12 protein-coding genes are annotated in these 14,316 nt (G+C 46.3%); 3 read left to right on the forward strand and 9 right to left on the reverse strand.

Annotated elements, in window-relative coordinates; all coding sequences use genetic code 11:
* Position 1: 1 nt before the first annotated feature.
* The 3 genes from ABD010_RS01655 (at position 2) to ABD010_RS01665 (ending at position 3,352) form a co-directional block, all read left to right on the forward strand.
* Positions 2-829 (forward strand): phosphosulfolactate synthase, encoded by an 828-nt coding sequence (locus tag ABD010_RS01655; protein WP_343809686.1) that lies wholly within the window; start codon positions 2-4, stop codon positions 827-829.
* 609 nt (positions 830-1,438) lie between these two features.
* Positions 1,439-2,281 carry a YitT family protein gene (locus ABD010_RS01660; protein WP_343809688.1) on the forward strand — a complete coding sequence of 281 codons (843 nt, stop codon included), beginning with the start codon at positions 1,439-1,441 and terminating at the stop codon, positions 2,279-2,281.
* A 21-nt stretch (positions 2,282-2,302) separates the two neighbouring features.
* Positions 2,303-3,352, forward strand: a complete 1,050-nt coding sequence (locus ABD010_RS01665; RefSeq protein WP_343809690.1) for a dipeptidase — start codon at positions 2,303-2,305, stop codon at positions 3,350-3,352.
* Between the two features lie 107 nt (positions 3,353-3,459).
* Here ABD010_RS01665 and ABD010_RS01670 read toward each other — a convergent pair whose 3' ends face one another.
* The 9 genes from ABD010_RS01670 to ilvB all read right to left on the reverse strand — a co-directional run bounded on the left by ABD010_RS01670 (position 3,460) and on the right by ilvB (position 13,761).
* A complete protein-coding gene (locus ABD010_RS01670; RefSeq protein ID WP_343809691.1) occupies positions 3,460-4,635 on the reverse strand; it encodes a pyridoxal phosphate-dependent aminotransferase in 1,176 nt (391 codons plus the stop codon).
* Positions 4,636-4,694: 59 nt separating this feature from the next.
* Positions 4,695-5,657 carry a threonine ammonia-lyase gene (ilvA, locus tag ABD010_RS01675; protein WP_343809693.1) on the reverse strand — a complete coding sequence of 321 codons (963 nt, stop codon included), beginning with the start codon at positions 5,655-5,657 and terminating at the stop codon, positions 4,695-4,697.
* Positions 5,658-5,687: 30 nt separating this feature from the next.
* Complete coding sequence (gene leuD, locus ABD010_RS01680; RefSeq protein WP_343809695.1) at positions 5,688-6,269, reverse strand: 3-isopropylmalate dehydratase small subunit; 582 nt, start codon at positions 6,267-6,269, stop codon at positions 5,688-5,690.
* A gap of 12 nt (positions 6,270-6,281) precedes the next feature.
* Positions 6,282-7,688: a 3-isopropylmalate dehydratase large subunit gene (gene leuC / locus ABD010_RS01685; RefSeq protein WP_343809697.1), complete on the reverse strand. Its 1,407-nt coding sequence runs from the start codon at positions 7,686-7,688 to the stop codon at positions 6,282-6,284.
* A 21-nt stretch (positions 7,689-7,709) separates the two neighbouring features.
* Positions 7,710-8,816, reverse strand: coding sequence for a 3-isopropylmalate dehydrogenase (leuB, locus tag ABD010_RS01690; protein WP_343809699.1), 1,107 nt, complete (start codon positions 8,814-8,816; stop codon positions 7,710-7,712).
* A complete protein-coding gene (locus ABD010_RS01695; RefSeq protein ID WP_343809701.1) occupies positions 8,817-10,373 on the reverse strand; it encodes a 2-isopropylmalate synthase in 1,557 nt (518 codons plus the stop codon).
* Positions 10,360-11,403, reverse strand: coding sequence for a ketol-acid reductoisomerase (gene ilvC, locus ABD010_RS01700; RefSeq protein ID WP_343809703.1), 1,044 nt, complete (start codon positions 11,401-11,403; stop codon positions 10,360-10,362). The genes ABD010_RS01695 and ilvC overlap by 14 nt, the downstream gene beginning before the upstream one ends.
* Before the next feature lie 121 nt (positions 11,404-11,524).
* Positions 11,525-12,043 carry an acetolactate synthase small subunit gene (gene ilvN, locus ABD010_RS01705; RefSeq protein ID WP_343809705.1) on the reverse strand — a complete coding sequence of 173 codons (519 nt, stop codon included), beginning with the start codon at positions 12,041-12,043 and terminating at the stop codon, positions 11,525-11,527.
* Positions 12,040-13,761 carry a biosynthetic-type acetolactate synthase large subunit gene (ilvB, locus tag ABD010_RS01710; RefSeq protein WP_343809707.1) on the reverse strand — a complete coding sequence of 574 codons (1,722 nt, stop codon included), beginning with the start codon at positions 13,759-13,761 and terminating at the stop codon, positions 12,040-12,042. Before ilvB ends, ilvN begins: the two co-directional genes overlap by 4 nt.
* Between the last annotated feature and the right edge of the window lie 555 nt (positions 13,762-14,316).

Here is a 14,316-nt window from a genome sequence, read left to right on the forward strand (position 1 = left end):
CATGAGTAATCAAAGAGCTTTTCAACAAATCCGTATGAACAAACGTCAGGAAAAACCACGTAAACGGGGTATTACTGAAATACGCGGACCATATTATGCGGTCATGGGGAAACGTTATTTGCAAGATATTTTGGAAACAATGGGCGATTATGTTGACATTCTGAAGTTTTCCGGCGGGGCATTTACCTTGTATCGGGAAGAGCAGTTATGTGAGCTGCTGGATCTGGCGCATCAATATGATGTGAAAGTTTCCACAGGCGGATTCATCGAAACTGTGTTGACACAGGGGCCTGAAGCAGTTGATCATTATATCAGTGAATGCAAACGTGTCGGCTTTGATATAATTGAAATTTCAACCGGCTTTATTACGATGCCTGCCGATGATATTATTCGGCTCGTTGAAAAAGTGCAAAATGCTGGACTGCTTGCCAAACCGGAAATTGGTGTACAATTCGGATCCGGCGGCACTAACTCTGTTGAACAAAATGAAGCTTTGGGCATTACTGATCCTTCACAGGCAATTGAAATTGGCAAACGCTGTCTGGATGCCGGTGCCTATATGCTCATGATCGAATCGGAAGGCATTACGGAAAGCGTCCGGGAATGGCGCACTGGAATCGCCACCCAGTTCGCCCGTGAACTCGGCACCGAAAACGTTATGTTTGAAGCAGCCGATCCGGACGTGTTTGCCTGGTATATCAAAAATTACGGTCCTGATGTTAACGTCTTTGTCGACCACAGCCAAATTGTACAACTGGAAACTTTGCGCCGCGGTATTTGGGGCACAAATGACCTGTGGGGCCGCGTCATCACCTATGATGGTGAATAATAGAATGGTGCATAAAGAAGCCGGGCATGTCTGAATGCCCGGTTTTTTGGTCAATTTATGGTCTTTTTGCTGAAAAATATTCCTTCAAAACTGCGAGCTCAATCCCTGCTAAATTCGCACGTTTGAGCGGAAGTTCGCACGTTTTCTTGATAAGTTCGCACATTTGAGCGTGAGTTCGCACGTTTGCGGAGTATATCAGCTCGCTTTTTTAACTATTCGTAAGCCCGGCAACACATTCCGTTACCAGGCTATTGATTGCATGTTTATTAATTGAAATTCAAAGCTAAGGTGGCTAGCACAAATGCTACGAGGGGTATATACCACAGTATATCCACTGATCTCCGCTTAGCTGTATTTCCTTTACCTTTCATAAAGAAATACCCCCTGTCTAAAAATCAGTTTATGTTTAACAACAAAGTATAGTTTAGTATGGAAGCATAAAAATAGCAATACCTTTTTTGATATTTTTTTAAAAAATTCCGCAGCCACGAAAATCCTGTTTTATCAGTATTCATTCAAGTAAAATTTAATAGCAGAGTGGTTGCCAAAAAAAGGATTTTTCTATATATTGTCCACATCTGCATCATGATGAAAAGAGGTGTATTCTATATGGTAAACAGGACGACTAAAGATGTGCTTCTCCTTGTAATCGGCTCGTTTATTTTTGCGATTGGAATCAATTATTTTGCCATTCCGAACCGCTTATCGGAAGGCGGCGTGATTGGTATTACCATTGTTACGTATTACCTGTTTGAATGGTCTCCCGGGATTGTCAACTTGGTACTTAACAGTCTGTTACTTGCTATCGGGTATAAATTTTTCACGAAACGCGTTATCATGTATACAATTATCTCTATTCTATTCTCTTCCCTCTTTCTTCACATTACAGTGGACTGGGGAAAAGAAATAAATGATGATACACTTCTGGCGGCTTTGTTTGCCGGACTTACCGTCGGAGTCGGGCTGGGATTTATCTTCCGGGCCGGCGGGACATCCGGCGGCTCCGCGATTTTGGCTCGGCTTGCCAATCAGCTGCTTGGCTGGAGCATTGGAAAAGGCATGCTTGTTATTGATATTCTTGTCATTGTCGGTTCCGCTTTTATCATCGGCCAGGAAAAAGCAATGTATACACTCGTTTCCGTTTATTTGGGTGCAAAAGTAATCGATGTGATTGTCGAGGGTGCCAATGAACGGACATCCGTACTAATTATATCGAGTCAGCCGGACGAGGTGCTTAATCAGGTCACTACCAAAATGGCCCGTGGAATTACCGTTCTTGAAGGCCGCGGCGGCTATTCCCAAGTCGATAAGGAAGTGCTGTACCTTGTCATCAACAAGCAGGAAATCGTTCAGCTGAAAAAAATTATTGAGGATATCGATCCAGATGCCTATGTCACGGTTCACAGCGTACAGGAGATTTTCAGAAAAGGCTACAAAGGTGAGAAACATTAACAGATAAGGGAGGAGCTTTATATGACCAGCTTTCCGGTTTTTGACGGACACAATGATACCATTTTAAGACTTTATTCGGAAGCAGACAAAAAACAGTCCTTTTTTTCCGAAACCAATTTGCATATCGACATGCCAAAAGCACAACAAGGAAATTTCGGCGGTGGATTTTTTGCGGTATTTACCCCAAATGAAAATTATCAGGTGGAACCTGAACAGTTTTTGACGGAAGGCGGATATGATATCCCGCTCCCACCACAAATTGATCAATCATACGCCATCAGGCACACAAATGCTTTGGCAGCAAAACTGTATAAAACGGAAATGGAGTCAAACGGGCAATTTAAAATAGTACGAACAGCCGACGAATTAGCGTATTGTCTTGAAAAAAACATTGTTGCAGCTGTTTTTCATATTGAAGGTGCAGAAGCGATTGATACAGACTTTAACACGCTGCACGTTCTGCACCAAGCAGGACTTCGGTCACTTGGTATCGTCTGGAGCCGGCAAAATGTGTTTGGAGAGGGCGTTCCTTTCCGTTATCCGGCATCACCGGACATTGGCGGCGGTCTGACTGCAGCAGGAAAACAGCTTGTCCAGGAATGCAATAAGCTCGGAATTATGGTTGATAACACCCACTTGAATGAAAAAGGTTTTTGGGATGTTGCCAATCTTACAGATGCCCCGATTGTTGCTACACATTCCAATGCACATGCACTATGTCCAATTTCCCGGAATCTGACTGATAAACAGTTGAGAGCGATTGAAGAGTCGAATGGCGTTGTCGGCGTTAACTATGCAGTGAATATGCTCCGGGAAGATGGTGGAGTCGGTACAGATATTTCACTTGATGAAATCGTCCGGCATGTTGCATACATTGCTGAAAAATTCGGGGTTGACCATGTTGCACTCGGATCGGATTTTGATGGTACTCACGTTCCCGATGAATTGCAAAATGCAGCCGGACTCCCAAAATTAGTTAAACGAATGCATGCACATGGATTTAATGATGAAGAACTACGTAAAATTACCCATCAAAATTGGGTGCGGGTGTTGAAGGATACGTGGAAATAAAAAAATTTGGCACATAAAAGCAACAGTGGCAAGCACTTGACTGCTATACTGAACTCTAAAACAAAACTTCGGCACCCAGCCTGACATATGGCGAATGCCGAAGTTTTCTATTGAAAGATTCCCAATTGACCAATCCGCTCAACTGCCTCTTCCAGCCGCTCCTCGTTATCAAGCAGTCCCACGCGGACATAGCCTTCCCCTTTTGCGCCGAAGCCATTGCCCGGAGCAACGACAACATGTGCTTCCTCAAGCAGCAGGTCAGCAAATTCCTCGGATGTATACCCTTGTGGAACCGGAAGCCAGGCAAAAAATGTGCCCTTTGGCGCTTCCGCCTCCCACCCAATTAGCTCCAACGCCTCAAGAAACCGCTGACGTCGTTGTTTGTATGTATCCGCTAACTCCCTGGCACCGGTTTGATCCCCTAGCAAAGCCTCAGCTGCCGCTTCCTGAACCGCCCCAAACAGACTGCAATACATGTGATCCTGAATCAGATTAATATTTTCAATCACAGACCGATTGCCAACTGCGAAGGCAACCCGCCATCCGGCCATACTGTATGCCTTGGACAAGGTATAAACCTCGATACCGACATCTTTCGCCCCTTCCGACTGTAAAAAGCTGACCGGTTTTTCCCCGTCAAATCCAATGGTTGCATAGGCAAAATCATGGACAGCACAAATATCATGTTTTTTGGCAACCGAAACCGTCTCATCAAAAAATTCCCTGGTGGCTGTTGCAGCAGTCGGATTGTTCGGGTAATTCAGCATCATCAGCTTGGCCTGATCCAGATCATCCTCTGACAAAGTATCATAATCGGGCAAAAATTCATTTTCTGCTAGCAATGGCATAAATGCCGTCTCCGCATTCGCCATTGCCGTTCCTGACAAATAATCCGGATATCCCGGGTCCGGCAGTAAAGCCAGGTCACCCGGGTTCAGCAAACATTGACTGATTTCCACCAATCCTGCTTTTGCACCAAATAAAACCGCGACTTCCGTTTCCGGGTCAATTGATACATCATATTCCCGTTGATAAAAATCAGCAATCGCTTTATGCAGGTATGGAAACCCGCGAAATGGTGTATATTTATGATTCCTCGGCTTGGCTGCGGCATCCTGCACCGCCCTGACAATATGATCAGGTGTCGGCAAATCGGGATTCCCCTGACCAAGATTAATGACATCATATCCCTGGTTTATTTTATCCTGTGTTTTTTTCACCAATTTGGCAAAAAACTGTTCCGGCAATCGTTTCAGCATTTCAGATTGTTCAAAATTTCGCAAGCTGCTCCCCCCTGGTTGGTGTTATCATATCGATGATTTGTGCGGTTGTAAAGGGCATCTCAGGAAGCTAACACACGTCTTGCTTCTGCCAGTTTTTGAATTTCCGGGAGCCTGCTGATATCCAAATTCCCACCACTGACGACGATCCCGCAATGACGGGAGGGTATGTCATCGTAATATCTGAACAATGCAGCAAGTGATGCGGCTCCCGCACCTTCCAGCAATGTTTTGTTACGTTCCAGCATATAAACGATTGCCGCAGCTATTTCCTCATCGCTTACGGTCACTATATCATCCACCACATCACGGATAATCGGCAATGTGTGACTGCCGGGCTGTTTGACCGCAATGCCTTCTGCGATCGTGCTTACAGTATCCAGTTTTTTCACCGTATCCCGATGGTAACTGGAGTACATTGCAGCTGCACCAGCCGCCTGCACACCAATTACCTTAATGGAACGATTGACATGTTTTGCCGCAGTGGCAATTCCACTGATTAACCCGCCACCGCCAATCGGCACAATAATCGTATCCAATCGGTCTTCCTGACGCAGCATCTCCATGGCAATCGTTCCCTGCCCGGCAATAATATCTGCATCATCAAATGGGTGAATGTACGCTGCACCGGTTTCTTTCTGTCGTTCAAGTGATGCCTCATATGCTTCTTGAAACGACTCACCTACAAGCACAACCTCGGCCCCGTATGATTTTGTTGCATTGATTTTGGCAACTGGTGTCGCTTCTGCCATGAAAATAGTAGCTTCAGCGCCCAGTTTGGCAGCCGCATAAGCCACCCCTTGTGCATGATTGCCGGCTGATGCGGTAATCACGCCATTTGCCAAACGTTCTTTTGGAAGCTGCATCAATTTATACGTTGCACCCCTGAACTTAAAGGCTCCCGTTTTCTGCTGGTTTTCCATTTTAAAATGAACATTTTTTCCTACCCGTTTATTTGTTGTGGTTGATGACAATAATGGAGTACGATGCACAAATGGCTCCAATTGTTTCCATGCCTGGTGCACCGTCTCCCCTGTTAAGCAATTCCCAAGGTTTTACACTCCTTTTATTTCAAATTGATTGATTTTTTCTTCCAATTTCAACGTCAAGGCAATATCATCCCACCCATTCATCAGCTTTTCCTTATGGTAAGGATCGATGGAAAATGGAATAACCTGCCCTTCATCGGTAATCTGTTCTGTTTCCAGGTTCACATCCAGAATCAAACCGTTTGATTCTGCTTGGTCCAGCCAATCATTGACCTGTGCTTCATCCATTTTCACCGGGATGATGCCATTTTTTAATGCATTATTATAAAAAATATCGGCAAAACTCGGTGCAATTATAACTTTGAACCCGTAATCCAGTAACGACCATGGCGCATGCTCACGTGATGAGCCGCAGCCAAAGTTTTCCCCTGCCAGCAAAATGGACGAACCGGCAAATTGCGGTTTGTTCAAATTGAAATCTTCCCGCTCCTTGCCATCCTCATCATACCGCCAGTTATAAAAAAGAAACTTTCCAAACCCTGTACGTTCCACCCGTTTCAGAAACTGTTTCGGAATGATCTGGTCCGTATCAATATTGGACCGATTTAACGGCAACACGCTTCCTGTATGCTCCTGAATTGCTTCCATGATTGCCACCTCCTATTGCAGAACTCCTGTATATTTACGCACATCAACAAAATGTCCTTCAACCGCTGCAGCGGCTGCCATTTCCGGGCTGACCAGATGGGTTCTCGCACCATTTCCCTGGCGTCCTTCAAAATTACGGTTCGATGTTGATGCACAACGGCCGCCTGGCGGAACGACATCATCATTCATCGCCAGACACATGCTGCAGCCAGCTTCCCGCCATTCAAATCCAGCATCTTTGAAAACCTGGTCCAGTCCTTCTTCTTCCGCATTCAATTTAACCAGGAATGACCCGGGAACAACAATGGCCCGCACATTCGGATTTACCTTTTTACCACGTACAACTTCCGCAGCTTTCTGCAAATCACCCAGCCGTGAATTAGTGCATGATCCGATGAATACATGGTCAATGTTTATCGAAGTGATCGGCTGTTTTTCTTTCAGTCCCATGTAGTCGAGTGCCCGTTCTGTATCGTCCTTATGATCCGCTTCTGCAAGTGATGGCGTCGAACCGCTGACAGGCACACACATGCCGGGGTTCGTTCCCCATGACACCTGTGGCTCCACTTCGGAACCCTTAATTGTCACCGTGTGATCATATTCCGCTCCGTCATCTGTCCGAAGATCAAGCCATTCATCGGCAAGCGTGTCAAACTGCTCACCATCCGGCACATTCGCCCGTCCACGCAAAAACTCGACCGTCTTCTTATCCGGACTGATCAGACCTGCTCGTGCGCCAGCTTCGATCGACATATTGCAGATAGTCATCCGTCCTTCCATCGACAGGTTGCGGACCGCTTCCCCGGTATATTCGATAACATATCCGGTGCCAAATCGCACTCCGAATTTCGAAATAATCGCCAGAATCAGATCCTTGGCGGTTACACCCGGACCAAGGTCACCTTCAACGTGGACATTCAACGTTGAAGGTTTTTCCTGCCACAGTGATTGCGTTGCCAGCACATGTTCCACCTCACTTGTGCCAATCCCGAAAGCCAATGCACCAAAGGCACCGTGTGTCGACGTGTGACTGTCCCCGCAAACAATCGTTTTACCCGGCTGTGTCAATCCAAGTTCCGGCCCGATAACATGCACAATTCCCTGTTCCGGATGATACATGTCGGCAAGTGTGATACCAAAATCCTGACAGTTCTTTTTCAGAGTGTCCATTTGTTTTACCGAAATTTCATCTTTGATCGTATCACGGTTTTTCGTCGGCACATTATGATCCATCGTTGCATATGTCAAATCCGGCCGGCGCACATTTCTTCCATTAAGACGCAATCCCTCAAAAGCCTGTGGTGAGGTAACCTCATGGACCAAATGCAAATCAATATACATAAGGTCCGGCTTCCCATCTTCCCGATGCACCATGTGTTTATTCCATATTTTCTCGACAATCGTTTCCGGTTTACCCATTGTAAATTTCCTCCTTTCTGTTTAAAAATATGAGCTGCAAATACTGTCCGAAACACTTTTCGTCGTTAGATTATCCACAACCAGTTCCGTCATTTCCTTCGTTCCGACAAGTTTCCCTCCTGCATGATTTAAGTCTGCAGTATGATAGCCGTCATTCAATGTCCGGTTGACTGCTGCTTCAATTTCAGCAGCCTCTTCTTCCATCCCGAATGTGTGACGAAGCATCATGGCTGCTGATAAAATCATACCGACCGGATTGGCCATCCCTTTTCCGGCAATATCCGGCGCTGACCCGTGGACAGGTTCATATAATCCGACGCCGTCCGAGCGAAGACTTGCTGATGGCAGCATTCCAAGTGATCCGGTCAAAACCGATGCCTCATCACTTAATATATCGCCGAACAAGTTACCAGTAACAATAACATCAAAATGATCCGGGTTTGTCACCAGTTTCATGGCCGCGGCATCAACAAGCATATGCTCCACCGTTACTTCCGGATACTGTTCTTGTTTTGTTTCAACCACTTCACGCCACAGCCTGCTTGATTCCAGTACATTGGCCTTATCAACAGAAGTCACTTTACCTTTGCGGTTTTGGGCACTTTGAAAAGCTTTATCGACGATGCGTTCAATTTCCCAACGTTCATAGGACAAGGTATCCACTGCAGCATCACCATTTTTACGTCGCTCGCTCGGCTTCCCGAAATAAAGTCCGCCGGTCAGTTCGCGCATGATCAGAATGTCACTGCCACTGATTACTTCCTCTTTTAGCGGTGAAACATGTGCCAGTGCCGGAAAACTTTTGATTGGTCGCAGATTCGCGAACAACCCCAGTTGCTTGCGAATACCGAGCAATCCTTTTTCAGGTCGCTTAGGTGCCGGAAGATTATCCCACTTTTTCCCGCCAACTGCGCCGAGCAGCACTGCCTCAGCCTGTTGACAGGCCTTTAGCGTTTCATCTGGAAGCGGTGTATCATAACGATCAATCGCGTCACCTCCGATTGCATGTTCATGAAATGCGAAACGATGACCAAATTCTATAGCAACCGTATTCAGTACAAATTTGGCTGACTCCATTACTTCCTTGCCAATCCCATCCCCTGGCAGCAAAACAACCTGTTTATTCATTTAAAATCCTCCTTTGGCAGCCGTTTCTTTCGGCTTTGATTGATGAAACTGAATCATGTAGCGGTTCACCGCATTTAAAAATGCATTTGCTGAAGCCTCGACAACATCCTGTGCTGTACCCCGGCCATTCATCGATTCGCCGTTTACTTCAAGCTGGACATGTGACTCGGCAAGTGCATCCTTACCGCTGCCAACCGAATTCAGCTGATAATTGGTAAGCTTCAGTTCCTCTTCTATTAAACTGTCAAGCGTATTATACAAAGCTTCCACACTGCCCTGACCGGTTCGTGCTTCCTGTATCCTGCTTCCATCCGGTGCCGTCAAAGCAACGGTTGCTGTCGGAATGTTTGCTGTTCCGTACTGAACTTGGAACATGTCAAGGCTGTATTTGGCAACTCCCGCCTGATCAGTCCGGATTTCCATCAGAATGGTGAAAATATCATCATCGGTTACTTCTTTCTTCCGGTCTGTAAGCAATTTAAACTGTTTAAATGCCTTTTTCAGATTTTCTTCCGTAAGTTCAAAGCCCAGTGACTTCACTTTATCCTGAAATGCATGGCGGCCGGAGTGTTTGCCAAGAAACAAGGTATTTGACTGGACACCGACCATTTCCGGTGTAATAATTTCGTACGTTTCCTTATTTTTCAAGACCCCATCCTGATGAATGCCTGCCTCGTGTGAAAAAGCATTGCGGCCGACAACTGCTTTGTTTGCCTGCACATACATCCCGGATAACTTTGCAATCAAATCACTCGTCCGTTTGATCTCATTCAGCTTAAGTCCGGTGGTATACGGATAAAAGTCAGAACGGATTTTCAATGCGACGGCGACCTCTTCCAGCGAAGCATTGCCGGCCCGTTCGCCAATACCATTGATTGCTCCTTCCACTTGTGTTGCGCCATTCTCAACCGCGGCGATCGAGTTTGCAACAGCCATGCCCAAATCATTGTGACAATGACAGGACAAATCCACCTGTTCAATATTCGGTACGGTTTCCTTAATGTACTTGAACAATTTACCGTATTCGGTCGGTGTCGTATAGCCGACAGTGTCCGGCAGGTTAATGACGGTTGCGCCGGCATCAATCACCTGTTCAATAATCTGTGCCAAAAAGTCCCAATCAGAGCGGGAGGCGTCCTCTGCTGACCATTCCACCTGCGGAAATCGCTGCCGTGCATATCGGACAATTTCGGTTGCAGTTTCGATTACCTGCTCCGGTGTCTTTTTCAGCTTGTGGGTCATATGAATTGGCGATGTTGCCAGGAAAATATGAATACACGGTTCTTCGGAATTTTTCAATGCTTCCCAGGCCGTATCTACGTCTGATTTCACTGCTCTCGCCAATCCTGTTACAGAAGTTTCCTTGACTGTATCCGCGATCGCCTTTACCGCTTCAAAGTCACCATTGGAGGAAGCTGGAAACCCAGCTTCCATCCGGTCAACTCCCAAACGTTCCAACTGTTTGGCAATTTCCAGTTTTTCCAGTTTATTCAGGTTGACTCCTGGCGACTGTTCCCCATCTCTCAACGTTGTGTCAAAGATTTTAATTTGTGGCATGAACTTTCACATCCTTTTGTTTTTCATCGTTCGTTTGCAATGGCTGTTTGACAAAAGGCATTAAGGCACGGAGCTCCTTTCCAACTTTTTCGATTGGATGCGCATTTTCTTTTGCATTGGTTGCGTAAAACTGCGGACGGTTTGCCTGATTTTCCAAGATCCATCCTTTGGCAAATTCACCCGATTGGATTTCGGAAAGGACTTCCTGCATCCGTGCCTTTGTTTCTTCATTTACCACGCGTGGACCGGATACGAAATCGCCCCATTGTGCTGTATCAGAAATAGAATATCGCATGTTTTCAAGCCCGCCTTCATAAAGCAGATCGACAATCAGTTTTACTTCATGCATACATTCAAAATAGGCAACTTCTGGCTGATATCCTGCTTCGGTCAGTGTTTCAAAGCCTGACTTGATCAGATTGGTAAGTCCCCCGCAAAGTACTGTCTGCTCACCGAACAAATCAGTTTCCGTCTCTTCCTGAAAAGTAGTTTCCAAAACGCCTGCCCGTGCTGCACCGATTCCTTGCGAATATGCAAGGGACAATTCTTTTGCATTCCCGGTAACGTCCTGGAACACACCATACAATGCAGGTACTCCGGCACCCTCGTCATATGTGCGCTTCACCAGATGTCCCGGTCCTTTTGGTGCTACAAGAAACACATCAACATCGGACGGCGGTACAATCTGATTAAAGTGAATGTTGAAGCCGTGCGCAAACGCCATTGCATTTCCGGCCTGAAGATTTGGTTTGATACTTTCTTTATACACCTCTACTTGATGTTCATCCGGAAGCAGCACCATGACTACATTCGCTTCTTTAACTGCGTCTGCCACGGATTTTACGTCAAATCCATCATTTTCCGCTTTCTGCTGTGATTTGCCGGGTCTCAGTCCAACGACTACATCATAACCGCTGTTCCTCAGATTCTGTGCATGTGCATGCCCTTGTGAACCATATCCAACAACTGCAATTTTCTTACCCTGCAATACCTCTTTATTTATGTCCTGATCATAAAGTACCTTTGCCATTTTAAACATCCTCCTAATTTTGGTTTAAACTTTTATTTGATAGCCTCTCCTGTGTGTTATTCACTCAGGATTTTGGGCTTCTGTCAGCTATTTCGTTGTTCTATCTGCAAACGTATGATTTCTACACCGGAAAACTGTTCATCTCAGCTACCTGCTGCGGCTGCTGCCCGCGCAGGAATGCGGTAACTCCAGTTCGGGACAGCTCCTTAATCCCGTATGGACGAAGCAAGGCGATGAGCGCCTCCACCTTATCCGGCTTCCCGGTAACCTGTATAGTCAGACTGTCTCTGGATACATCAATGATGGAAGCGCGAAATGGATTAATAATTCCTTGCACTTCCGCCCGAAGCTGTCCGCTTCCTTTTACTTTAATGAGGGCCAATTCCCTGGCAACAATCGCTTTATCGGTAATATCCGAAACTTTCAGCACATCGATTTGTTTATGGAGCTGCTTTGTCAGCTGTTCCAGTTTCTGATGATCACCAATATCAACAACGAACGTCATTTTCGATACACCTTCTGTTTCCGATGTGCCGACCGAGATACTCTCGATGTTGAATTGACGCTTGTGGAGCATCCCGGTAATCCGGTTTAATACTCCACCGCGATTCTGAACGGTAGCACTTATAATTCGTCTCATCTTTTCACCCCTGTCATTTCGTGAATTCCATTGCCTGGTGCAATCATTGGATAAACCAATTCATCCGGGAGAACCCGGAAATCGGCAACCACCGGACCATTATGTGAAAACACTTCCTGCAACACTTCTGCCGCTTCCGATTCCTTTCCAGCCCTTACTCCATGAATACCGTAGCATTCAGCCAATTTAACGAAATCAGGGTTCGACGGAAAAATCGATTCTGAGTAGCGTTTGTTATAAAAGCTGTCCTGCCACTGTTTCACCATGCCAAGTGCCTGGTTATTGACAATGATGACTTTTACCGGTAAGTTCCGTTCACTAACAACAGCCAATTCCTGACTTGTCATCTGAAAACCACCGTCACCAACGATTGCTACAACCAAATCATCCGGTGCACCAAGCTGGGCGCCAACTGCTGCCGGAAAGCCAAAACCCATTGTTCCCAGGCCTCCTGACGTTACCCAACGGTTCGGCTTCTCCATCGTGTAATACTGTGCGGCCCACATTTGATGCTGTCCAACATCCGTTGTCACGATTGCCTTCCCTTCCGTCTGCCGGTAAATTTGCTCTGTCAGCCACTGTGGCGAAATTTCTTTGTTTGAACGATCATACCAAAGTGGGTACGCTGCTTTATTTTTCTCAATCCGCTGCAGCCAGCTTTCGCGATTAGTTGTGGCTGCCTGTTTCCCCAGCAGAACCTTTAATGCCTCAGCCGCATCGGCAACTACCGGAATTTCCGTTGCAACATTTTTACCGATTTCAGCAGGATCGATATCGATATGGGCCACTTTCGCATCCGGTGCAAAATGTTTCAGATTCCCGGTCAGCCGGTCATCAAATCTGGCACCGATGTTAATCAGTAAATCACTCTCATAGATTGCCATGTTGGCTGCGTATGTCCCGTGCATGCCTGCCATCCCGAGCGAAAGTGGCGCTGTCCCCGGAAACGTTCCAAGCCCGAGTAACGTTGTTGCCACCGGCAGCTGCCATTTTTCGGCAAACTGTTTTAATTCATCTGCTGCACCGGCAAATTGAACACCGGCACCGGCGATAACAACCGGCTGTTCAGCTCGTTTTAAAGCTTCGGACAGTTTTTCAACCTGGAGCGGATTGGGACTCTTTGTCGGTTTATATCCGGGTAACCGGAATTCATTGGACAACCCTTTTGTCGATACACCAGCGGAAATATCTTTTGGGATATCGACAACTACCGGTCCCGGACGACCTGAAGACGCGATATGAAAAGCCTCGTTCACAATCCTAGGGAGCGTTGCCAGCTCCTTAACCTGGTAGTTATACTTCGTGATTGGCGTTGTGATCCCAAGCACATCCGCTTCCTGAAATGCATCGGTTCCAATCACGCCGGTTGCCACCTGACCAGTAAAAATCACCAGCGGCAACGAGTCCATCATTGCGTCCGTTATTCCGGTAACTAAATTTGTCGCTCCCGGCCCGGATGTCGCCAGCACAACACCGGGTTTCCCGGTAACTCGTGCATATCCTTCAGCTGCATGAATCATACCCTGTTCATGCCTGCACAGTACATGCTCAAACGATGCGCTGCTGCGATACAAGGCATCATAGATTGGCAGAACCGCTCCGCCCGGATAACCGAAAATTGTATCAGTACCCGCCTCCACAAGGGCATCAATCAATACATCTGCCCCCGTCTTTTTTTCAGTTGCAAATTCCATTTCAGGTTTCGCCTCCACTTTCACTTCAACATGCCTCCTTATGCTAATTTATTGAATCATCGCCGGCTGTTCAGCATTGCAGCACATTGCTTTGATCCTTACTTACGTTGTTTATTAGAAAACTTGGTTGTCACCATGCCTTTAGGTGACAGCCTTAGTTGCACTTATGCAGTAAGAAAGTTTTATACTTTCTTAACTGCCGAAAAAAAGACCCTTCTCTCCACACACATCCGCCTTCAAGGCAGAATGTCAGGGGAGAAAAGAGTCTCTTTTCACGGTACCACCCACATTTACAGCATCCTCGCGAACACTGCCTCACCAGGCTGTCAGCCAGCCCATTTGATAACAGGTATTCCAGTGAACACCCGGCCGAACCTAATAGGGATAATTCCCGTTCAATCCGGCACTCGGGGAAGATGTCGGAACATCATGCACTTCCGGGCTTCCAGCAACCCCGGCTCTCTGTTAATGCATGTGATATGCTCCTTTTTTCCCGTCATCGAGTTAATTTTTATAATTGATAACCAAGAGTCTGAAAATTTAATATTGCCGACAATGTTATAATGTTTTGCTTAAAGA

The sequence above is a fragment of the Virgibacillus siamensis genome, from assembly GCF_039522605.1.
In the GTDB taxonomy this organism is placed as follows: Bacteria; Bacillota; Bacilli; order Bacillales; family Amphibacillaceae; genus Lentibacillus; species Lentibacillus siamensis.

Bases quoted from the DNA above. Each gene is read 5' to 3' on its own strand.
- leuB (WP_343809699.1), bottom strand. From the start codon at position 8,816: ATGAATAAACAGGTTGTTTTGCTGCCAGGGGATGGGATTGGCAAGGAA.
- ABD010_RS01665 (WP_343809690.1), top strand. From the start codon at position 2,303: ATGACCAGCTTTCCGGTTTTTGACGGACACAATGATACCATTTTAAGA.
- ABD010_RS01660 (WP_343809688.1), top strand. From the start codon at position 1,439: ATGGTAAACAGGACGACTAAAGATGTGCTTCTCCTTGTAATCGGCTCG.
- ABD010_RS01695 (WP_343809701.1), bottom strand. From the start codon at position 10,373: ATGCCACAAATTAAAATCTTTGACACAACGTTGAGAGATGGGGAACAG.
- ilvN (WP_343809705.1), bottom strand. From the start codon at position 12,043: ATGAGACGAATTATAAGTGCTACCGTTCAGAATCGCGGTGGAGTATTA.
- leuC (WP_343809697.1), bottom strand. From the start codon at position 7,688: ATGGGTAAACCGGAAACGATTGTCGAGAAAATATGGAATAAACACATG.
- ABD010_RS01655 (WP_343809686.1), top strand. From the start codon at position 2: ATGAGTAATCAAAGAGCTTTTCAACAAATCCGTATGAACAAACGTCAG.
- leuD (WP_343809695.1), bottom strand. From the start codon at position 6,269: ATGGAAGCAATTCAGGAGCATACAGGAAGCGTGTTGCCGTTAAATCGG.
- ilvC (WP_343809703.1), bottom strand. From the start codon at position 11,403: ATGGCAAAGGTACTTTATGATCAGGACATAAATAAAGAGGTATTGCAG.